The 21294-nt window shown below is 71.6% G+C and carries 16 protein-coding genes; 13 read left to right on the top strand and 3 right to left on the bottom strand.

The window, feature by feature from the left end; translation table 11 throughout:
• Positions 1-7 precede the first annotated feature (7 nt).
• Complete coding sequence (locus ACIP5K_RS18620) at positions 8-331, top strand: hypothetical protein (RefSeq protein ID WP_401410746.1); 324 nt, start codon at positions 8-10, stop codon at positions 329-331.
• A gap of 500 nt (positions 332-831) precedes the next feature.
• A complete protein-coding gene (locus ACIP5K_RS18615) occupies positions 832-1557 on the top strand; it encodes a hypothetical protein (protein WP_401410744.1) in 726 nt (241 codons plus the stop codon).
• Positions 1558-1568: 11 nt separating this feature from the next.
• On the opposite strand, the gene ACIP5K_RS18610 is transcribed toward ACIP5K_RS18615, so the two are convergent.
• The gene (locus ACIP5K_RS18610; RefSeq protein WP_401410839.1) at positions 1569-1877 is read right to left on the bottom strand and encodes a tyrosine-type recombinase/integrase; all 309 of its coding nucleotides are present in this window, start codon (positions 1875-1877) and stop codon (positions 1569-1571) included.
• Between the two features lie 64 nt (positions 1878-1941).
• Here ACIP5K_RS18610 and ACIP5K_RS18605 point away from each other — a divergent pair, with 64 nt between their 5' ends.
• Positions 1942-2268: a hypothetical protein gene (locus ACIP5K_RS18605; RefSeq protein WP_401410742.1), complete on the top strand. Its 327-nt coding sequence runs from the start codon at positions 1942-1944 to the stop codon at positions 2266-2268.
• A 134-nt stretch (positions 2269-2402) separates the two neighbouring features.
• Here ACIP5K_RS18605 and ACIP5K_RS18600 read toward each other — a convergent pair whose 3' ends face one another.
• Positions 2403-2609 carry a phage integrase central domain-containing protein gene (locus ACIP5K_RS18600; protein ID WP_401410740.1) on the bottom strand — a complete coding sequence of 69 codons (207 nt, stop codon included), beginning with the start codon at positions 2607-2609 and terminating at the stop codon, positions 2403-2405.
• 485 nt (positions 2610-3094) lie between these two features.
• Here ACIP5K_RS18600 and ACIP5K_RS18595 point away from each other — a divergent pair, with 485 nt between their 5' ends.
• The 5 genes from ACIP5K_RS18595 to hflX all read left to right on the top strand — a co-directional run bounded on the left by ACIP5K_RS18595 (position 3095) and on the right by hflX (position 10148).
• Complete coding sequence (locus tag ACIP5K_RS18595; protein WP_401410838.1) at positions 3095-3562, top strand: hypothetical protein; 468 nt, start codon at positions 3095-3097, stop codon at positions 3560-3562.
• A gap of 48 nt (positions 3563-3610) precedes the next feature.
• Positions 3611-4534, top strand: a complete 924-nt coding sequence (gene dapF, locus ACIP5K_RS18590; RefSeq protein WP_401410739.1) for a diaminopimelate epimerase — start codon at positions 3611-3613, stop codon at positions 4532-4534.
• Between the two features lie 139 nt (positions 4535-4673).
• Positions 4674-6800 (top strand): RelA/SpoT family protein, encoded by a 2127-nt coding sequence (locus tag ACIP5K_RS18585; protein WP_401410737.1) that lies wholly within the window; start codon positions 4674-4676, stop codon positions 6798-6800.
• A 109-nt stretch (positions 6801-6909) separates the two neighbouring features.
• Positions 6910-8448: a M1 family metallopeptidase gene (locus tag ACIP5K_RS18580; protein WP_401410736.1), complete on the top strand. Its 1539-nt coding sequence runs from the start codon at positions 6910-6912 to the stop codon at positions 8446-8448.
• Positions 8449-8651: 203 nt separating this feature from the next.
• Entirely contained in the window at positions 8652-10148 is a 1497-nt protein-coding gene (hflX, locus tag ACIP5K_RS18575) for a GTPase HflX (RefSeq protein ID WP_401410735.1), read from the top strand.
• Positions 10149-10325: 177 nt separating this feature from the next.
• Here hflX and ACIP5K_RS18570 read toward each other — a convergent pair whose 3' ends face one another.
• Positions 10326-11549 carry a trypsin-like serine peptidase gene (locus ACIP5K_RS18570; RefSeq protein ID WP_401410734.1) on the bottom strand — a complete coding sequence of 408 codons (1224 nt, stop codon included), beginning with the start codon at positions 11547-11549 and terminating at the stop codon, positions 10326-10328.
• Between the two features lie 420 nt (positions 11550-11969).
• On the opposite strand from ACIP5K_RS18570, the gene ACIP5K_RS18565 reads away from it, so the two are divergent.
• The 5 genes from ACIP5K_RS18565 (at position 11970) to ACIP5K_RS18545 (ending at position 21229) form a co-directional block, all read left to right on the top strand.
• Positions 11970-13427: a diaminobutyrate--2-oxoglutarate transaminase family protein gene (locus tag ACIP5K_RS18565; protein WP_401410732.1), complete on the top strand. Its 1458-nt coding sequence runs from the start codon at positions 11970-11972 to the stop codon at positions 13425-13427.
• 550 nt (positions 13428-13977) lie between these two features.
• Entirely contained in the window at positions 13978-16095 is a 2118-nt protein-coding gene (locus ACIP5K_RS18560; RefSeq protein ID WP_401410730.1) for an IucA/IucC family protein, read from the top strand.
• 101 nt (positions 16096-16196) lie between these two features.
• Positions 16197-17138, top strand: a complete 942-nt coding sequence (locus ACIP5K_RS18555; protein ID WP_401410729.1) for a GNAT family N-acetyltransferase — start codon at positions 16197-16199, stop codon at positions 17136-17138.
• A gap of 40 nt (positions 17139-17178) precedes the next feature.
• Entirely contained in the window at positions 17179-19215 is a 2037-nt protein-coding gene (locus tag ACIP5K_RS18550; protein ID WP_401410727.1) for an IucA/IucC family protein, read from the top strand.
• 40 nt (positions 19216-19255) lie between these two features.
• Complete coding sequence (locus ACIP5K_RS18545) at positions 19256-21229, top strand: ATP-dependent DNA helicase (protein WP_401410726.1); 1974 nt, start codon at positions 19256-19258, stop codon at positions 21227-21229.
• Positions 21230-21294 lie beyond the last annotated feature (65 nt).

Here is a 21294-nt window from a genome sequence, read left to right as displayed (position 1 = left end):
ATGACTTGTGAGCAGCGACTTCGGGTTCTGGAAGCGCTCTGCCGGGAACTCTGAGGAAGTCTTCGACAGCCTTGCTGAGGGCGACACCAGCGACCTTGTCGTGAGCCCCGACGTCTTGCGGTTCCGGGAGGAGTTGCTGACCAGGTGGCCAGATGTGGAGGACGTTCTGGAGCCGTCTCGATTCGACCTGGAAGAGGAACCAGATGACGCGGGAAAGTACGTTCTACTGACCCTCTCGGTTCGCCAACTGGACTATCTTCCTGAGATTCTCGACATGGCGAGAAGGAACGGTCTCGTCGGATTCAGTGGAGTGGCGGGCGAGCCAATTTAGGCCTCCGATTCGCGACGCAGACAAGCGCAAAGGTAGGCCCCTGTCGATGTCTCCTACAGGAGCTGTTTTGTAGCTTGACGGCAGTAGATGACGGCAACGGCGGCGGACACCAGGTGTCCGCCGCCGTTGCCGTGCGTGCGTCAGGGGTGGTCGAGGGCGCGTTCGAGGAGGTCGATGGCGTCGCGCTGGAGGCGGAGTCGGACGTGGGCGTAGACGGTGGCGGTGACGTTGAGGTGGGCTTGGCCCAACAGCTCCTTTAGCGTGACGAGTTTCACCCCCTGTTCCAGGAGGAGGGTGGCGGTCGAGTGACGGAGACGTGGAACTGGATGCGGCGGAGCGCACCGTCATAGGCGGCGGAGCCGGCCGCACGGCTTTCCCCGACGGCTTGCCGTTGCTTGCCGCGACGGGTGCGGCAGGCCGCCTCCGGGGGCGGGTCAGCCTCTACGGGGAAGGCCAGGTTATCTTGCTGGTCCGCCTGCGCAGGGGCGTGGGAGACAGGGGTGGGCAACTTGAAGCGTGATGCTGGTGTCAGACGCGGCCCGGTGGTGGCGATCGCAATTGCGGTGTGCGCGCTCGCGGCGGGCTGCGGGCAAGGAGCGAAGGAATCGGGGCCAGCGGGAGGGGTGACCCGCAAGCAACTCTCCCAGGCTGAGCTGGAAAAGGTCGCGCTCGGTGACGGCGATTCCAAGCGCTTCAACGTCACGGGACCGCGTGAGCTCCCTGAGGGCGCGATGGCAGTGGGCAAAGAGGCCTGCGGATCCGTTGGTGGCGTACTCGCGGGCAGGACAGAGCCGAGGGCCGCGTCCCAGTTGACATCCGCGGGCGTCGACCTGCGCATGCCGGCGACGTCGAGAATCGGGCTATTGCGGCTTCTGGTACAGGCCCACACCTACACCGACGCTCGGGCGACCTTGAGTAAGTTCCGGTCTGACGTCGCCGAATGCTCCGGCTATAAAGACATGGCCGGGCGCAGCAAGAAGGTCTCGCTGGATGCTGCGCCGAAGGGGCTGGGCGAGGAGGCTGTGGCGTATCGCATCAGGAGCGCGGCGGACGAAGTGCACCGTCGCGCCCAGGACGTTGTGGTCGGTGTCGTTCGGTCCGGCTCCGTGGTGGTGATCGCGTACGGAGAGTCTGTCGACGATCAAGCGAAGTCCGTACGGGATGTCCGCAACTCACTGAACTCACTGTTGCGTGCTCAGGTCGACCGGCTGCCCCATGCTCCTTGAGTGTGACTCAGCTACGCGACCGACAGACCCGTCGCCCTCGTTGAGGCGTGGCGCCCCGGAGTAGTTCTCTTGGCGACGGGCGGTTGGGCGGGTGTTGAATCGGTCGATGCTTCAGGCTGGGGCGGTCTCGGGCTCTTCCGCGGTGGGGGTGGTGAAGTTGAGGCCGTTGTTGAGGAGTGTGACGGCTTTGGAGACGGATCCGGGGAGGAGGTGCGGTAGGTGATGTTGATGTCGGAGTGGCCCATCCAGTCTGCGACGTCGGTGATGGGGATGCCGTGTTCGAGGGCGTTGGAGGCGAAGTAGTGGCGGAAGCCGTACATGGTCATCCCCTTGAGGGTGAGGTCGGGTTTTTGCTGCTGGAGGTTGGTCCACCACCTTCGGAGGGTGGGGGGAGAGGAAGGCGTTTCCGGTGCTGGGGCGGAGGGTTTTGAGGAGGTATCCACCTTGAAAGGTCTGGTGGGTGGCGGCGAATTGTTTGATGCCTTCTCGGACGAAGGCTGGGAGGGGCACTTCGCGGAACTCGCCGGTTTTCCTGTGCTTGAGGGGTTCGAGGGTGGCGGTTCGGTCGTGGACCTGTTCGTGGACGCGGTAGACGTCTTTGGCGACCATGTTGTTGACGTTGACGGCGAGTGCTTCGCCGTTGCGCAGGCCCATGCCGGCCATGGTGTCGACGATGAGGCGGAAGGTGTCGTCTGCGCGGGCTGTGCGTAGCAGGCCGACCTGTTCCTTGGTGGGGATGACGGTTGGGGCCGGTCGGTATTCGGGCGGGCTGACGTCGAGCAGCGGGTCGAGGGCGGTGACTCCGCGTCGGTGGGCGTCCTTGAGGATGCCTTTCACTCGCAGACCTATGTCTGGGTGGCGGCGCCGACGTTGCTGCGTTCCATGACGGTGATGAACCGCTCGACGACGAAGCTGTCGAAGGTGCGTATCTTGCGGGAGCCGATCTCCGGATAGGCGTGGGTGCGCATCCGGGACTCGGTGGTCGCCTTCGTGCTGCCGGTGAGGCCGCGCTTGCGGGCGAACCATGCCTTCGCGTACTCCTCGAAGGTCATCTCCCCGAGGACTTCCTGTTGTTCGGCGATGCTTTGTGGAGTGGTTTTGCGGGCTGTGTAGAGCGCGGTCAGGCGTTCGATGGCCGTGTCCTGGGGTGGGGTAGCCGGATTCCTCGGACTGCCTGCCGCGGGAGTTGCGGAAGCGGATGGTGTAGAGATGCGGGCAGCCGGTGGGCCGGCGGCACTCGCAGGGCTTGAAGAAGCTGCCCATGCCCCGCGCAAGCTTGTTCGACACGGTGGTTGCGGTCCCCTCTTCGAGATCAGTCTCGACGTGTAATCGGCTGCTGACCAGGGGTTATCGCTGACCTTTTGCTGACTCACCGATCAGTAGCAAGTGCCTGACCTGCGTGAACCGTCAAGCTGGGCCATAACAGCCTGATCACGTGATGGCATCGGGACGCCCGGGCGGTCATCCCGGCCCCCGCGGCCGTGCCATCATCGACCTCGATCGACCGAGACAGTCCGGAGTGGGAGGGCGCGTGGCGATGGAGGCCGGCCCTCGAGACACCGCACCAGGCGGAGAGCAGCTGAGCTCCGACGGGCCCGACGCGACCCCGGACGGCGTGATCGCCGACGGCCCCACGGCCGAGGAGATCGCCGCGCAGGACGGCGCGGCGGAGGTCGAGGTCGAGCTGCGCCCGCAGCGCAGGCTCCGGATCTGGCAGCTCGCCCCCATCGTGATGCTCGCCACCCTGGGCTCCCTGATGTTCGCGTTCCCGCTGTTCTTCGAGTTCGGCGACGGCGGCGCGGTCGTGGCCATGCTGGGGCTGCTCATCAGCTCCTGCGCGGCGGGCTGGGGCCTGATGGCCGCCCGCCGGGTGGGCTACACGCTGCCCGGGTTCCCCCCGCGCGGCTCCGGCCGCCGGCCCGACTGGCGGGTCGTGGTCGCGTACGTCGTCGTGGTCGCCGCCGTGACCGTCCTCGCCGTGTGGCGGGTGGCCCGGCTGCGCTGAGGGCGCACCGCTTCCCGGGTCACCGCACCGATCTCGTACGATCGACGAATGACCGACCACCCGTCGTCCGCCGCCGACCTCGGCCGAGGCGCGTCGCGCCGTCCGCTGCCCTTCCTGAAGGGCCACGGCACCGAGAACGACTTCGTGATCATCCCGGACCCGGAGAACGCGATCGAGCTGCCCCCGGCGGCCGTGGCCGCGCTCTGCGACCGGCGCGCCGGTCTCGGCGCCGACGGCGTGCTCCACGTCGTGCGCTCCGCCGCCCACCCCGAGGCACGGGACCTGGCCGGCGAGGCCGAGTGGTTCATGGACTACCGCAACGGCGACGGATCGATCGCCGAGATGTGCGGCAACGGCGTCCGGGTCTTCGCCCGGTACCTCCAGCACGCCGGACACGTCGGCGGAGGGGACCTCGCCGTCGCCACGCGCGGCGGCGTGAAGAAGGTCCACATCGACAAGGAGGGCCTGGTCACGGTCGGTATGGGCCGGGCCCTGCTCCCCGAGGGCGACGTCACGGTCACGGTCGACGACCGCTCCTGGCCCGCCCGGAACGTGAACATGGGCAACCCGCACGCCGTGGCCTTCGTGGCCGACCTCGCGCACGCGGGCCGCCTGCTCGACCCGCCGCCGGTCGCCCCGGCGGACGCCTACCCGCAGGGGGTGAACGTGGAATTCGTCGTCGACCGCGGCCCCGGACACGTCGGCATGCGCGTCCACGAGCGCGGCTCCGGCGAGACCCGGTCCTGCGGCACCGGCGCCTGCGCCGTCGCCGTCGCCACGGCCCGCCGCGACGGCGCCGACCCCACCGTCACCGGGACCCCGGTGACGTACGAGATCGATGTGCCCGGCGGCCGCCTCAGCATCACCGAGCGGCCCGACGGCGAGATCGAGATGACCGGACCGGCCGTGATCGTCGCCCAGGGCGAGATCGACGCGGACTGGTTCGCCGCTATCGAAACCGTAAACCCGTGAACTGTCGCTCGAATGGGTGATCCGTTTCACGCTGGGCGAGAGCTGGACTGCACCACGTGATGGGCTCGGTAGCATCAAGCACCGGTCCGGACGGGTGCCCCCGCCAGCCCGCCACCGGTCGACCCAGCCGGAGGTGCTCATGAGTGCGGAGGCGACCAACCCCGCGACCCCGGGGCCGATCACGCCCGGAGCCCAGCGAAGGCGTGGCCGTCCCCGGATCGATCTGCGACGTCTCGGCCGTGCCGCGCTCCTCGGACCGGCCGGACGCGACCGGCTGCCGGACGCCATCGGCCATGTGGCCGAGGCCCACCGGGCCCACTTCGCGGACGCCGATCTGGAGCCACTGCGCCGTGCCTACGTCCTGGCCGAGTCCTCGCACCGCGGCCAGATGCGCAAGAGCGGCGAGCCGTACATCACCCACCCCCTCGCCGTGACACTGATCCTGGCCGAGCTGGGCGCGGAGACCACGACCCTGACCGCCTCCCTCCTCCACGACACCGTCGAGGACACCGACGTCACCCTCGACCAGGTGCGCACCGAGTTCGGCACGGAGGTCGCCTATCTGGTCGACGGCGTGACCAAACTGGAGAAGGTCGACTACGGCGCAGCGGCCGAGCCCGAGACCTTCCGCAAGATGCTGGTCGCCACCGGCAACGACGTCCGCGTCATGTCGATCAAGCTCGCCGACCGCCTGCACAACATGCGCACCCTCGGCGTCATGCGCCAGGAGAAGCAGGAGCGCATCGCCAAGGTCACCAGCGACGTCCTCATCCCGCTCGCCGAGCGGCTCGGCGTGCAGGCCCTGAAGACCGAGCTGGAAGACCTCGTCTTCGCGATCCTGCGCCCCGAGGAGTACGCGCAGACGCAGGCCCTCATCGCCGCCGACGCCGCCCGGGCCGAGAACCCGCTGGCGGAGATCGCCGACGAGGTCCGCGGCGTGCTGCGCGAGGCCGGGCTGAGCGCCGAGGTCCTCATCCGGCCCCGGCACGCCGTGTCCGTCCACCGGGTGCTGCGCAAACGCGGCGAGCTGCGCGGCGCCGACTTCGGCCGGCTGCTCGTCCTCGTCGCCGAGGACGCCGACTGCTACGGGGTCCTCGGCGAGCTGCACACCTGCTTCACGCCGGTGGTCTCCGAGTTCAAGGACTTCATCGCCGTACCGAAGTTCAACCTGTACCAGTCCCTGCACACCGCGGTGGCCCGCGGCGACGGAGAGGTCGCCGAGGTCCTCATCCGCACCCACCAGATGCACAAGGTCGCCGAGGCCGGCGTGGTCGCGCTCGGCAACCCGTACGCGCCCTCCGCCGAGGAGCACCTGGACACCGTCGGCGAGCGCTCCGACCCCACCCGGCCGGGCTGGCTCTCCCGCCTCCTCGACTGGCAGCAGTCCGCGCCCGACGCCGACACCTTCTGGTCGACGTTGCGCGAGGACCTCGCCCAGGACCGCGAGATCACCGTCTTCCGCCCCGACGGCGGCACCATCGGCCTGCCCGCGGGCGCCAGCTGCGTGGACGCCGCCTACGCGCAGTACGGCGAGGACGCCCACGCCGTCATCGGCGCGCGGGTCAACGGCCGGCTGGCCACCCTCAGCACGGTCCTCAAGGACGGCGACACCGTGCAGCCGCTCATGGACCACATGGAGGGCGCCGCGGCGGCCTCCGAACCCTCCCTGGACTGGCTCGACCACGCCCGCACACCCGCCGCCCGCATCGCCATCCGCCGCTGGCTCGCCGCCCACCCGGAGGGGCCGAGCGCACCGGAGTCCGCGCCGCGCGCCCCCTACAGCGGCCCCTCGGCCCGCCCCTCGGCGGCGCACGCCGTCGTCGACCAGCCGGGCGCCTCCGTCCGGCTGGCGGGCTGTTGTACGCCCGTACCGCCCGACGAGGTGACCGCCTTCGCCGTCCGCGGCGGCGCCGTCACCGTGCACCGCGTGGAGTGCCCCGCGGTGGCCCGCATGACCGGCGCGGGACGGCCCGAGGTCGGCGTCCGCTGGGCCGACGCCGAGACCGCCGAGTACCGGGTCACCCTGATCGCCGAATCCTTCAGCCGCCCGCACCTGCTGGCCGACCTGACCGAAGCCATAGCGCTTGAGGGAGTCGCCATCATCTCGGCAACCGTGGAGCCCCCCGCCCAGGGCCGGGTCCGGCACACCTACACCCTCCAGCTTCCCGGCTCCGCCCACCTCCAGGGCCTGATGCGGGCCATGCGCAACGTCCCGGGGGTGTACGACGTGGGGCGCGCCCAGCACGCGGCGGCCGGAGCGCTCTGAGACCCGGGGCGTTCGTGCTCCGGAGCGCACGGACCGGGCGTGGTCTCGTTCGGGTGGGTGCGGCGCGTGCCGCCGGACCCACCGGGGACAGCGCTGATAGCCGTAGTTCATGCCGCTCAGCTCCCGCACCCCCCGCACCGCCGCGCTGCTCGCCGCCGGTGCCTCCGTCGCCCTGCTCGCCGGGGCCGCACCGCCCGGGCCCGCCACCCCGCTCGGCGTCGGCGACCGGCTCTTCCCGACCCTGGGGAACCCCGGGTACGACGTTCGCGCGTACGACATCTCACTCACGTACAAGGGCGACAACAGCAAGCCGCTCGACGCCGTCACCCGCATCGACGCCCGCGCCACGTCCCGGCTCGACCGGGTCAACCTCGACTTCTCGCACGGCACCGTGCGCTCCGTCGAGGTCGACGGCGAGCGTGCGGACTTCGCCACCGGCGGCGAGGACCTGGTCATCACGCCGGCGCGGCCCCTCCTGGCCGGACAGCCGATGCGCATCACCGTGCGGCACACCAGCGACCCGATGCCCGGCAAGGAGGACGTGGGCTGGGTCCGCACCAAGGACGGGCTCGCCATGGCGAACCAGGCCGACGCCGCGCACCGGGTCTTCCCCTGCAACGACCATCCGTCCGACAAGGCGGTGTTCACCTTCCACGTGAACACGCCACGTGCCTACACGGCCGTCGCCAACGGACTGCCCACCTCCGTCACCCCCGGCGCGGGCGACACCACCGACCGCACGTACCGCACCGTCCACCCCATGGCCACCGAACTGGCCCAGGTCTCCATCGGCCGCTCCACCGTGCTCCACCAGAAGGGGCCGCACGGCATGGACGTACGCGACGTCGTCCCGACCAAGGACGTCAAGGCGCTGCGCCCCTGGGTCGACAAGACGCCCGCGCAGCTCGCGTGGATGGAGAACAAGGTCGGCCGATACCCCTTCGAGAACTACGGGGTGCTCATCGCCGAGGCCAGCACCGGCTTCGAACTGGAGACGCAGACCCTCTCGCTCTTCGAGCGGGAACTCTTCGTGCGCACCGAATATCCGGCCTGGTACGTCGAATCGGTCATGGTGCACGAACTGGCCCACCAGTGGTTCGGGGACAGCGTCAGCCCGCGCACCTGGTCCGACCTCTGGCTCAACGAAGGACACGCCACCTGGTACGAGGCCCTGTACGCGCAGGAGACGGCGGACCGGCCGATGGAGACCCGGCTGCGCAACGCCTACCGGGAATCCGACGGCTGGCGCGCCTCCGGCGGGGCGCCGGCCGCCCCGAAGGGCCCCCGGCCCGGCGCGAAGATCAGCATCTTCCGCCCGGTCGTCTACGACGGCAGCGCGCTCGTCCTGTACGCGCTGCGCCAGACGATCGGCGCGGAGAGGTTCGAGCGCCTGGAGCGGGAGTGGGTGGCCACGCACCGTGACGCCACCGCCACGACCGCGGACTTCACCGCCCTCGCCTCCCGGGTGGCCGGACGCGACCTGAGCGGCTTCTTCCAGCAGTGGCTGTACGCGAAGAAGACGCCGCCCATGCCCGGACACCCGGACTGGAAGTCCGCCGCGGTGCAGAAGGCGGGAGACAAGGCGGGAGACAAGGCGGGAGACAAGGCCGGACAGAAGGGCGGACAGAAGGCCGGACACGGGAAATAACCCGGGTGACGAGACGGCCCGTACCGTGCGACCATCTTCAGGTCGACGGCGCGGGCCGGTCGTCCGCCGCTTCCGGGACAGCCGTCCGGGAATCCCGGGAGAGGCCCGAGCGTTGTCAGCAAGGACGGGCGAGACCCAGGTCACGCCCCGCGCTCCGGAACCACTCCGGGCGATCTTCGAATCCCAGCGACGTAAAGGATCCAATGACCTCCTCTTCTTCCCCTTCCCAGGACGCGCAGAGCTTCGCGCAGACCCACACCGAAGGTCTTCGGGCCGATGCCCTGATGGAAGAGGACGTCGCCTGGAGCCACGAGATCGACTCGGACCGGGACGGTGACCAGTACGACCGTTCCGCGCGTGCGGCGCTGCGCCGTGTCGCCGGTCTGTCCACCGAGCTGGAGGACGTCACCGAGGTCGAGTACCGCCAGCTCCGACTGGAGCGCGTGGTCCTCGTCGGCGTGTGGACGTCCGGCACGGTGGGCGACGCGGAGAACTCCCTCGCGGAGCTGGCGGCCCTCGCCGAGACGGCGGGCGCGCTCGTCCTCGACGGCGTCATCCAGCGCCGGGACAAGCCCGACGCGGCGACGTACATCGGCTCCGGCAAGGCGCTGGAGCTGCGCGACATCGTCCTCGAGACCGGGGCCGACACCGTCGTCTGCGACGGTGAGCTCAGCCCCGGCCAGCTCATCCACCTCGAAGACGTCGTCAAGGTCAAGGTGGTCGACCGGACCGCCCTGATCCTCGACATCTTCGCCCAGCACGCCAAGTCCCGAGAGGGCAAGGCGCAGGTCGCCCTCGCGCAGATGCAGTACATGCTGCCGCGACTGCGCGGCTGGGGTCAGTCGCTGTCCCGGCAGATGGGTGGCGGCGGCGGTGGCGGCATGGCCACCCGCGGTCCCGGTGAGACCAAGATCGAGACGGACCGGCGGCGGATCCGCGAGAAGATGGCGAAGATGCGCCGTGAGATCGCGGAGATGAAGACCGGCCGCGACATCAAGCGCCAGGAACGCAAGCGCAACAAGGTGCCCTCGGTCGCCATCGCCGGATACACGAACGCGGGCAAGTCCTCGCTGCTCAACCGCCTCACGGGCGCGGGCGTCCTGGTGGAGAACGCGCTGTTCGCCACCCTCGACCCGACCGTGCGCCGGGCCGAGACGCCGAGCGGCCGCCTGTACACGCTCGCCGACACGGTCGGGTTCGTCCGGCACCTGCCGCACCACCTCGTCGAGGCGTTCCGCTCCACGATGGAGGAGGTCGGCGACTCCGACCTGATCCTGCACGTGGTCGACGGCTCGCACCCCGTGCCCGAGGAGCAGCTCGCCGCCGTGCGCGAGGTGATCCGGGACGTCGGCGCCACCGACGTACCGGAGATCGTGGTGATCAACAAGGCGGACGCGGCGGACCCCCTGGTCCTCCAGCGGCTGCTGCGCGTCGAGAAGCACGCGATCGCCGTCTCGGCCCGCACCGGCGCCGGCATCGAGGAGCTGCTAGCGCTCATCGACGCCGAACTGCCGCGGCCCGAGGTCGAGATCGAGGCACTCGTGCCGTACACGCACGGCCAGCTGATCGCGCGGGCGCACAGCGACGGCGAGGTGATCTCCGAGGAGCACACCCCGGAGGGCACCCTGCTCAAGGCGCGCGTCCACGAAGAACTCGCGGCGGAGCTCGCGCCGTACGTTCCGACGGCGACCGCCGGCTGACGTCCGGCCGCGAGGAGAAGCGATGAAGGGCCCGCCCCGGGTGACCGGGGCGGGCCCTTCATCTGTCACGGCCGGTGCCGCCGACCCGCCGTGCCCCCTCCCGACACCTCGCCCGGAGGCCGAGGGCCGGGGACCGGGGGCCGAGGGCTGGAGGCCGGGGGCTGGGGGCGCGCCGGGTCACTGGTCGGCGAACTTCTCGCTCACGGCCTCGTAGACCGCCTTGGCCTCCTTGCCGAGGCGCGGACCGGCGAGCCACCCCGACGTCACCGGGCCGATCGACGTGTTCGACACCAGCGCCGGCTTGCCGTCGGGCCCCTGCCCGATCCAGCCGCCGCCGGACGAACCGCCGGTCATGGTGCAGCCGATGCGGTACATCGTCGGAGCGGTCCCCGCCAGCGAGAGCCGGCCGGGCCTGTCCGCGCACTGGAACAGCTTCTGCCCGTCGAACGGCGGCGCCGCCGGATACCCCTTCGCCGTCAACTGCGAGATCTTCGGCACGGCGGGCGCGCTGAAGTTCACCGGCAGGGCCGAACCGGTCATCTCCTCAAGCGACTTGTCGGTGGTGCCCTTCTCCGGCTTCACATGCAGCACCGCGAAGTCGTACGAGGCGCCCGCCCCGCCCGTCGGACCACCCTGGGCGATCCACTGGTCGGACGTCAGCGCGGCATCCGCCCACCAGACCCCGTACGGCGCGATCTGCTCACGCGTCGCGCCCTGCAACCGGGCCCCCGACAGGTCGCTGTCGTTGTAGGAGGGGACGAACGCCAGGTTGCGGTACCAGCCGCCGCTCTTGCCCGCGTGCACGCAGTGGCCGGCCGTCCACACCATGTTGGACCGGCCGGGGTGCGCGGGGTCGGTGACGACGGTCGCCGAACACTGCGCCTGCCCCTCAGGGGTGTCGAAGACCAGCTTGCCCGCATACGGAACGTTCTGGTGGTACGTGGCCGGTACGGCCGCCGCCTTCACGGGCCGCGGCTCCGGATCCGTCACGCCCTGGTCGCCGGAGAGGTCACTGGTGTCGACCTGGCCACCCGGATTCTCGTCGGCATCGCGCATCCGGTCCGTGTCCCACAGGCCGGCGATGATGGGATTGACGAAGTCCTGCGCCTCACGCAGCCACTTGTCCCGGTCCCAGTTCTTCCACTGGCCGTCCTTCCACTTGTCCAGATCGAAGCCGTGCTCCTTGAGCCGCCTCTTGATGTCGTCCGGTATCTGGAGCTTGTCCCCGCCCGCGGTCGCGGACACCGTCGGCTTCGCGTCCGCGCCGTCGTCGCCCGACCCGCAGGCCGTGGCGGTCAGGGCCAGCGCCGCACCGAGCGCGACCACCGCCGCCACCGGGCGCGTCCTGCCGCGCGCACCGCGGGCGCGCCGAGCGACGAACAACGGGCGTATGGGTCGCATGTCGTGAATCCCCCTGGGCCTCTTGGTGGTTGTGCCGCCGTACGGACGCGGTGGGCGAGTGGCGTCCTCCGCCGCCTACCCCGTGTCCGAACGGCGTCCCACCCTATGCCGACGCCATCGGGGACGACCGTCGGAACAGCAACGGTTCCGTCACGGAGGGATCTTGGGCGCCACCCCGTTCGTTGTTACCGCCCCTCCCGGCAAAGCTCTCGTCATGTGTCACACGAGTATCCGATCCACCCGTGGCTCTGCGCCCGCGTCGTCGTTGGGTACGTGGGGGGATCCGCATCAGGCGTTCAGTCCTCGGCCCGTCCCGGCACACCGCCCGGGCGGGCCTCGGGCACGTCCGCGCACCGCCCCGCCCACAGGCGAGTCGGCAGCCCCTGCCGGCCGTACATCCCAGCGGGAGGACCAACAGCCGTGGCCGTGACCGACCCTGCGCCCGTGGCGCTGCCCGCTCCGCACGACGGCGCGGCCCGCGAGGCATCCGCATGCGACAGCGCCGTGCACGAAGGGATCCTGCGCCGCCAGTCCGCCCGGGAGTCGGCGGCCCGCACCTACGCGCGCTCGCTGCCGATCGTGCCCGTGCGGGCCCGCGGGCTCACCATCGAGGGCGCCGACGGCCGCCGCTATCTGGACTGCCTCTCCGGCGCGGGCACCCTCGCGCTCGGCCACAACCACCCGGTCGTGCTCGAAGCCATCCGTACGGTCCTCGACTCCGGCGCCCCGCTGCACGTGCTCGACCTGGCCACGCCGGTGAAGGACGCGTTCACCACCGAGCTGTTCGCCACGCTGCCGGCCGGGCTCGCCGACCGGGCCCGCATCCAGTTCTGCGGACCGGCCGGGACGGACGCCGTCGAGGCCGCCCTCAAGCTCGTCCGCACCGCCACCGGCCGCTCCGGCCTCCTCGCCTTCACCGGGGCCTACCACGGCATGACCGCGGGCGCCCTCGAAGCCTCCGGCGGCGCGCACGACGTCCGCGTCACGCGCCTGCCCTACCCCCAGGACTACCGCTGCCCCTTCGGCATCGGCGGGCCGCGCGGCGCCGAACTCGCCGCCCGCTGGACCGAGTCGCTGCTCGACGACACCAAATCCGGCGTGCCGCGACCCGCGGGCATGATCCTCGAACCCGTCCAGGGCGAGGGCGGCGTCATCCCCGCCCCGGACCCCTGGCTGCGCCGGATGCGGGCCCTCACCCGGAACCGCTCGATCCCGCTGATCGCCGACGAGGTGCAGACCGGCGTCGGCCGCACCGGCGCCTTCTGGGCGGTCGACCACAGCGGTGTCGTGCCGGACGTCATGGTCCTGTCCAAAGCGGTCGGCGGCAGCCTCCCGCTCGCCGTGGTCGTCTACCACGAGGACCTCGACGTCTGGAGCCCCGGTGCCCACGCCGGCACCTTCCGCGGCAACCAGCTCGCCATGGCCGCCGGCGCCGCCACCCTCGCCTTCGTCCGCGAGAACCGGCTCGACCAGCGCGCCGCCGAACTCGGCGCCCGCATCCTCGGCCAACTGGACGAGGCCGCCACGGAGTTCGCCTGCGTCGGGGACGTCCGCGGGCGCGGCCTGATGATCGGCATCGAGATCGTCGACCCGGCGGGCGAGCCGACCGGTCCGGCCGCCTCCGGCGCGGACGACCCGGCCGGCGACCCGCTCCTCGGCGCCTCCTCGGCCGCGCCGCTCCCCGCCGCCCCCGACCTGGCCGCCGCGGTGCGCGACGCCTGCCTGGACCGGGGCCTGATCGTCGAACTGGGCGGCCGCCACTCCAGCGTCGTACGCCTCCTGCCCCCGCTCACCCTCACCGACGAACAGGCCGCGGCCGTCGTCGACCGCCTCACGGACGCCCTCGCCGCCGTCTCCCGGACGGCGGCCCACCGCTAGAACCGATGCCCCCTCCGGGGGCCCCACCGACAGCCGGACAGAGGCGAACGCTCCGTCATCTGTCCGGCAAGTCCCGTACGCGCCCGTGTCTTTCGCGGCGCGACGTCGTTGCGTACCTACGGGGGATCTGTAGTCGGCGCTCAGCGCCCGGCCCGTCCTGGTGCGTGCCCGGACGGCTTCCCGGGGTTGTGGCTGCCCGCTCGTCCCACCCACAGACGAGTCGGCGCGCGCTGCCGACCCCTCGTCCGAGCGGGAGGACCAAAAGCTGTGCCTGTGAGCGAACCGGTGCCCACGCCGCTGCCCGGCCCGCACGGAGCGCAGACCCGGGGACCGGCGGCGCCCGGCCTCCCGCGTCCCCGCACCCCGGTCCCGACCGGTGCCGACGCGAGGTGAGCCCCGCCCCGTTAGCCGCGCCGGAGCCCACGGCGCGCTCCGCACCCCGCCCCAGACCACGCCCCACCCCAGGCACCACCGACGCGCGCGATGGCGCACCGGCGCAGAGCCGGTCCACCGCCGCACGGAGCCCACCCCACCGAGCAAGGAAGCACTCTTGAACGCCACTCCCGCATCCGACGGCCGCCCACGTCCCACCGCCGCCGGAAGCCGCGACACGCAGACCCCGGAGGCGCAGGAACGAGAAACGGTTCCCCGGCAGAAGGCCGGCGGCCACGAGGCCGGGTATCCGCACACGTCCACCGTCGACCTCCTGGACCACCCGGACGCCGCGACCGCCGCCCAGGTGGCCGCCATCGAGAATCTGCTGCGCTGCTGGGTGCGCGAGAACGACATGGCTCCTCCCTCCCTCGATCTCCTGCGGATCCCGCTGCCCGCCAGCGGCACCGCGCTCCTGGTCCCCGTCCACTACTGGTCGCCCACCGGCTGGCACCGCTTCGGCCTGCCCCTCCTGGAGGACGGCCCTTGCGGCGCCCCGTGCGTGGACGCCGTGACGCTGGCCGCACTCCTCAGCCGCGAGTCGGCCCGCGGCGCGGCGAACGGAACGACGGCGGACACCGACGGAACGACGGCGGACACCGATGGAACGACCGCGGACACCGACGGAACGACCGGGACCACCAACGGCAGCCCTCGTCCCCTCAGCGCCCTGGGCGTGCTCCCGGACGCATCGGCCCCGACGCCGCTCTCGTCCGGCGGCTCCCCGGACCTCGGTACTCCCTCCTCCGACCCCGGTCCGGGCCCCTCCGGCGACGGCGGCGACCTGGTCGGCCGGGTCGCCGACTCGGTGCGCCGCACCGCCGAATTCATCGCCGACCGCCGGCGCAGGCCGACCGACGCCCCCGACACCTTCCTCGCCGCCGAACAGGCCCTCCTCCTCGGCCACCCGCTGCACCCGACGCCGAAGAGCCGCGAGGGGCTCTCCGAGGCCGAATCGCGCCTCTACTCACCCGAGTTGCGCGGCTCCTTCCCCCTGCACTGGCTCGCTGTCGCCCCGGACGTCCTCGCCCAGGACTCCGCCTGGACCGAACGCGGCCGCACGGTCCCCGCCGCCGACCTGACGGCCCGGCTCGCCGGACCGGACCTCGCCGTACCCGCAGGCCACGCCGTCCTGCCGCTGCACCCCTGGCAGATCCGGGAGCTGCGGCACCGCCCCGCCGTCGCCCACCTCCTCGACTCCGGACACCTGATCGACCTCGGCCCGCACGGCGAGCCCTGGTACCCCACCTCCTCCGTCCGCACCCTGTACCGCTCCGGCGCACCCGCCATGCTGAAGCTGTCGCTCGGCCTGCGGATCACCAACTCCCGCCGCGAGAACCTCCGCAAGGAACTGCACCGCGGTGTCGAGGTCCACCGGCTGCTGCGCAGCGGCGTCGCCGAGCAGTGGCGCGCGGCCCATCCGGGCTTCGACATCGTCCGCGATCCGGCCTGGCTCGCCGTGGACCTCCCCGACGGCAGCGCGGCCCCCGGGCTCGACGTGATGATCCGCAACAATCCCTTCGATCCGGCCGACGACGCCTCCTGCATCGCCGGATTCGTCTCACCCAGGCCGCCGGCCGACATCGACGCCGCCGGACCGCTCGGCCGGACACCGGTGGCCTCCCGCCTGGAAGCCGTCGTCACCCGCCTCGCCGCCCGCACCGGACGCCCCTGCGGCGCGGTCTCCGCCGAGTGGTTCCTGCGCTACCTCGAACACGTCGTGCGCCCCGTGCTCTGGCTCGACAGCGAAGCCGGTGTCGCCCTCGAAGCCCACCAGCAGAACACGCTGCTGCTGCTCGACCCCGACGGCTGGCCCACCGGCGGCCGCTACCGCGACAACCAGGGCTACTACTTCCGCGAGTCCCACCGCGAAGCACTCGACCGACGCCTGCCCGGCATCGGCACCCACAGCGACACCTTCGTCTCCGACGAGGTCACCGACGAGCGGTTCGCCTACTACCTCGCCATCAACAACGTCCTCGGCCTCATCGGCGCCTTCGGATCCCAACAGCTCGCAGACGAGCGGGTCTTGCTCGCGGCCTTCCGGCGCTTCCTCACCGAGGCCGCCACCGGACCCACCCGGCTGCGCAGCCCGCTGCCGAGCCGGCTCCTCGACACGCCGACGCTGCGCTGCAAGGCCAACCTGCTCACCCGGCTGCACGGCCTCGACGAACTCGTCGGCCCGGTCGACACCCAGTCCGTCTACGTCACCATCGCCAACCCCCTCCATTCCTGAGCCCCCGTCCGAGGCCCGGCCCCGCACGGCCTTCCGACACGCCCCCCGTCACGACCCCCCGTCACGACCTTCCGTCACGACCTTCCGAGAGGAGCGCCGCTTTGCCCTCGACCGACGCGCGCACCGACGCCGGTACCACTCCTGCCGCCGACCCCGGCGACAACACCGCGGACGCGCCCGACCCCACGGCCGGCCCCGCACCCGAACCCGCGGCCCGTCCGGAGAACAGCGACTGCCAGGACACCCTGGACCTGCGCCTGCCCGACGAACTGATCGCGCTCATCGCCGAGCAGGACAGGTCCCACGGCGACGCCCCGAGGGCCACACCGTCGGACGCTCCGGCCCCGGGCGCGGAAGCCGGGACCCCCGCGGCCGGGCCCGTCCCGACCGACACCCCATCGGCCGGGGCGGCCATGACCAAGGCCGCCCCGGACGCCACGGCCCTCGCCCAGCACGACCTCCTCGACGATGTGGGGGAGTGGGGTCCGGTCACCACCACCGCGGGCGTGTTCCAGCTCGTCCCCGCCCGCATCGACCGTGACCTGGCGCTCATCAGCCGCTGGATGAACGACCCGGCCGTGGCCGCGTTCTGGGAACTGGCCGGCCCGGACGAGGTCACCGAACGCCATCTGCGACCCCAGGTCGAGGGCGACGGACGCAGCGTCCCCTGCCTGGGCGTCCTGGACGGAAGGCCCATGAGCTACTGGGAGGTCTACCGCGCGGACCTCGACCCGCTGGCCCGCCACTACCCCGCCCGCCCGCACGACACCGGTATCCACCTCCTCATCGGTGGCGTCGCCCATCGGGGCCGAGGGCTCGGCACCACGCTGCTCAAGGCCGTCTCCGACCTCGTCCTCGACCACCGCCCGCAATGCGCACGTGTCGTCGCCGAACCCGACCTGCGCAACACCCCCTCCGTCTCCGCTTTCCTCAGCGCCGGCTTCCGCTTCTCCGCCGAAGTGGACCTCCCCGACAAACGGGCCGCGCTCATGATCCGCGACCGGGCCTTGCGCACCGCGCTCCAGCCCAGTCACTCTCAGTAACGATGCTCGACCTGATCCGGTTCCCGCCCGAGGAGTCCCCGTGCCGAATCCGCCCGTCGTCCCGAGTTCCGGAGAGCCGCCCGTCCTCTACGCCCCGCCCGAACTCGCCCCTGACACCTGGAGCCGGGCCGGCGCCAGGCTGCTGGCCAAACTGATCGGAGAGTTCGCCTACGAGGGCATCCTCCACCCGCTCCCCGACGACATAGCGACCCCGGCGGAGACCCCGTACTCCGCCTACGCCCTGACCGTGCCCGGCGCGGACGAGGACAGGGACAAGGCCAAGGACAGGTACGAATACAAGGACAAGGACGAGGGTAAGCACGCCAGGACCGGAGCGCCCGGGAGCGGGGCCGCGGACGGCGGCGTCCTCCGATTCCGGGCCCGCCGAGGCGCGTACGGCAGCTGGCAGGTCGATCCGGCGAGCATCACCTGGGCCGACGAGAGCCCGGCCGCGGCCCTGCCCCCGACTCCCGAGCCGGGAGCGGCGCCGGACCCGGGTCCGGGGCCGGGGCAGGACCCGGAGCCGACCCGCGCACCCCAGCCCTTGACCGACCCCCTCGCGTTCCTCGTCCGCGCCAAGCACGCCCTCCGCCTCGACGGGATCACCCTCGGCCACCTCATCCGCGAGCTCACCGTCACGCTCGCCGCCGACGCCCGCCTCGACCACGCCGCCCTGACCTCGTCCCAGCTCGCCGACCTCGGCTACGCGGAACTCGAAGGGCACCAGACCGGCCACCCCTGGATCGTCATCAACAAAGGGCGCCTCGGCTTCACCGCGACCGACGCCGCACTCTGGGCCCCCGAGGCCCGCCGCCCCACCAGGCTTCCGTGGATCGCCGTCCGCACCGACCTCGCCACCTACCGCGGTGCGCGGGGAGCGGGCCTGGAATCGGCCGAGGCTCTGTACGCCCGCGAACTGCCCGTGGAGACCCGGCACCTGTTCGCCGAGACCCTGCGCGCCCGCGGCCTGGACCCGGCGGCGTACCTCTACCTCCCCGTCCACCCGTGGCAGTGGGACGACGTCGTGCTGCCCCTGTTCGCACCCGCCGTCGCCACCGGCGCGATCGTCCCGCTGCCCGCCGACGACGATCTGCGGCTGCCCCAGCAGTCGATCCGTACGTTCCTGAACGCCTCGCACCCCGAGCGCCTCACGGTGAAGCTGCCCCTGTCCATCCTCAACACCCTTGTCTGGCGCGGGCTCCCCACCGAGCGCACCCTCGCCGCACCCGCCGTCACCACCTGGATGCACGCCCTGCGCGACGCGGACCCCTTCCTGCGCGACGAATGCGGAGTCGTCCTGCTGGGGGAGGTGGCGTCGGTCGCCGTCAGTCACCCCCTGTACGACGGGCTCGACGAAGTTCCCTACCAGTACAAGGAATTGCTGGGCGCCATCTGGCGCGAGCCGGTCTCCCGCCGGCTGGCCCCCGGAGAACGCGCGCGTACGCTCGCCTCCTTGCTGCACATCGACCCCGAGGGGCGTGCGTTCACCGCCGAACTCGTCGCCCGGTCCGCCCTCGATCCGAGGACCTGGCTGCGCAGGCTCTTCGCGGCCCTGCTGCCGCCCCTGCTGCGCTTCCTCTACCGCTACGGCACCGTGTTCTCGCCCCACGGAGAGAACGCCATCGTCGTCTTCGACGACCGGGACGTCCCCGTCCGGCTCGCCGTCAAGGACTTCGTGGACGACGTGAACATCAGCGCGGTGCCCCTTCCCGAGCACGACTCCATGCCGCAAGAGGTGCGCGACGTCCTGCTCACGGAGCGTCCCGACTTCCTCACACAGTTCATCCATTCCGGTCTGTTCGTCGGAGTCTTCCGCTACCTCGCTCCGCTGTACGAGCAACAACTCGGGGTGCCGGAGACCGAGTTCTGGTCGCTGCTGCGCGCCGAGATCCTGCACCACCACGCCCGGTTCCCCGAGCTGAAGGAGCGGTACGAGATGTTCGACCTGCTCACGCCGCGGATCGAGCGCCTGTGCCTCAACCGCAACCGGCTGCATCTCGACGGCTACCGCGACCGCGCCCACCGCCCGCACGCGGCCGTGCACGGTACCGTCGACAACCCCCTGCACCAGCTGTGACCCCAGGAATGTCAGCGGGGCCCCTTAGGGTGGTCGAGCTATGACGAAGCCCTCACTCCCCGATCTCCTGCACGCCGCCGTGACCGCTGTCGGCGGCACCGAGCGCCCCGGCCAGGTCACCATGGCCGAGACCGTCGCCCAAGCGATCGACGACGGTTCCCATCTGCTCGTCCAGGCGGGCACCGGCACCGGAAAGTCGCTCGGCTATCTGGTGCCGGCCCTGGCCCACGGGGAGCGCGTCGTGGTGGCGACCGCCACCCTGGCGTTGCAGCGCCAGCTCGTGGAGCGGGACCTGCCGCGCACGGTCGAGTCGCTGCATCCGCTGCTGCGGCGCCGTCCCGACTTCGCCATGCTCAAGGGTCGGTCGAACTACCTGTGCCTGCACCGCCTCCACGAGGGGGCGCCCCAGGACGAGGAAGAGGGCCTGTTCGACCAGTTCGAGGCGGCCGCGCCGACCAGCAAGCTGGGCCAGGACCTGCTGCGGATGCGTGACTGGGCGGACGAGACGGAGACGGGGGACCGGGACAACCTCACGCCGGGCGTCTCCGACAAGGCCTGGTCCCAGGTCTCCGTCTCCTCGCGCGAGTGCCTCGGCGCCTCGAAATGCGCGTACGGGCAGGAGTGCTTCGCCGAGATGGCCCGCGAGCGCGCCAAGCTCGCCGACGTCATCGTCACCAACCACGCGCTCCTCGCGATCGACGCGATCGAGGGCGCCCCGGTGCTGCCCCAGCACGAGGTGCTGATCGTCGACGAGGCCCACGAGCTGGTCTCGCGGGTGACCGGCGTCGCCACCGGCGAGCTGACCCCGGGACAGGTCAACCGCGCGGTGCGCCGCGCCGCCAAGCTCGTGAACGAGAAGGCCGCCGACCAGTTGCAGACCGCCGCCGAGGGCTTCGAGCGGATCATGGAGCTGGCACTGCCGGGCCGTCTCGAAGAGATCCCCGAGGACCTCGGCTACGCGCTGATGGCGCTGCGCGACGCAGCCCGCACGGTGATCACCGCCCTGGGTTCGACCCGGGACAAGTCCGTCCAGGACGAGGACGCCGTCCGCAAGCAGGCCCTCGCCTCGGTCGAGACGATCCACGACGTGGCGGAGCGGGTGACGAACGGCTCGGAGTGGGACGTCGTCTGGTACGAGCGCCACGACCGCTTCGGCGCCTCGCTGCGCGTCGCCCCCATGTCCGTCTCGGGACTGCTCCGCGAGAAGCTCTTCACGGACCGCTCGGTGGTCCTGACCTCGGCGACCCTGAAGCTCGGCGGCGACTTCAACGGGGTGGGGGCCTCGCTGGGCCTCGCCCCCGAGGGCACCACGGGTGACGACCTGCCGGTGTGGAAGGGCGTCGACGTCGGATCACCGTTCGACTATCCGAAGCAGGGCATCCTCTACGTCGCCAAGCACCTCGCCCGCCCCGCGCGCGAAGGCACCCGTACCGACATGATGGACGAGCTGACCGAGCTGATGCAGGCCGCGGGTGGCCGCACCCTCGGGCTCTTCTCGTCGATGCGGGGCGCGCAGGCCGCCGCCGAGGAGCTGCGCGGCAGGATCCCGGAATTCCCGATCCTGCTCCAGGGCGAGGACACCCTTGGCGAGCTGATCAAGGCCTTCGCGGCGGATCCGAAGACCTGCCTGTTCGGCACGCTCTCCCTGTGGCAGGGCGTGGACGTGCCGGGCGCCAGCTGCCAGCTGGTGGTCATGGACAAGATCCCCTTCCCCCGGCCCGACGATCCGCTGATGAGCGCCCGCCAGAAGGCCGTGGAGGACGCGGGGGGCAACGGCTTCATGGCGGTGGCGGCGACCCACTCCGCGCTGCTCATGGCGCAGGGCGCGGGCCGTCTCGTCCGCGCGATGGACGACCGTGGCGTCGTCGCGGTCCTCGACCCCCGTCTCGCCACGGCCCGCTACGGCAACTATCTGCGGGCGTCCATGCCGAACTTCTGGTACACGACGGATCGCAACCAGGTCCGCCGTTCGCTGGCCGCGATCGACGCGGTGGCCAAGGCCGCCGAGGAGTGACCCGAGATCCGGGGCCGGGCGCGGACAGCGCTGGGCCCCGGAACCGGCGCAGTTGGTTCCGGGGC

Source organism: Streptomyces sp. NPDC088785, from assembly GCF_044750685.1.
In the GTDB taxonomy this organism is placed as follows: domain Bacteria; phylum Actinomycetota; class Actinomycetes; order Streptomycetales; family Streptomycetaceae; genus Streptomyces.
This window is presented reverse-complemented; position numbering and strand designations above follow the sequence as displayed.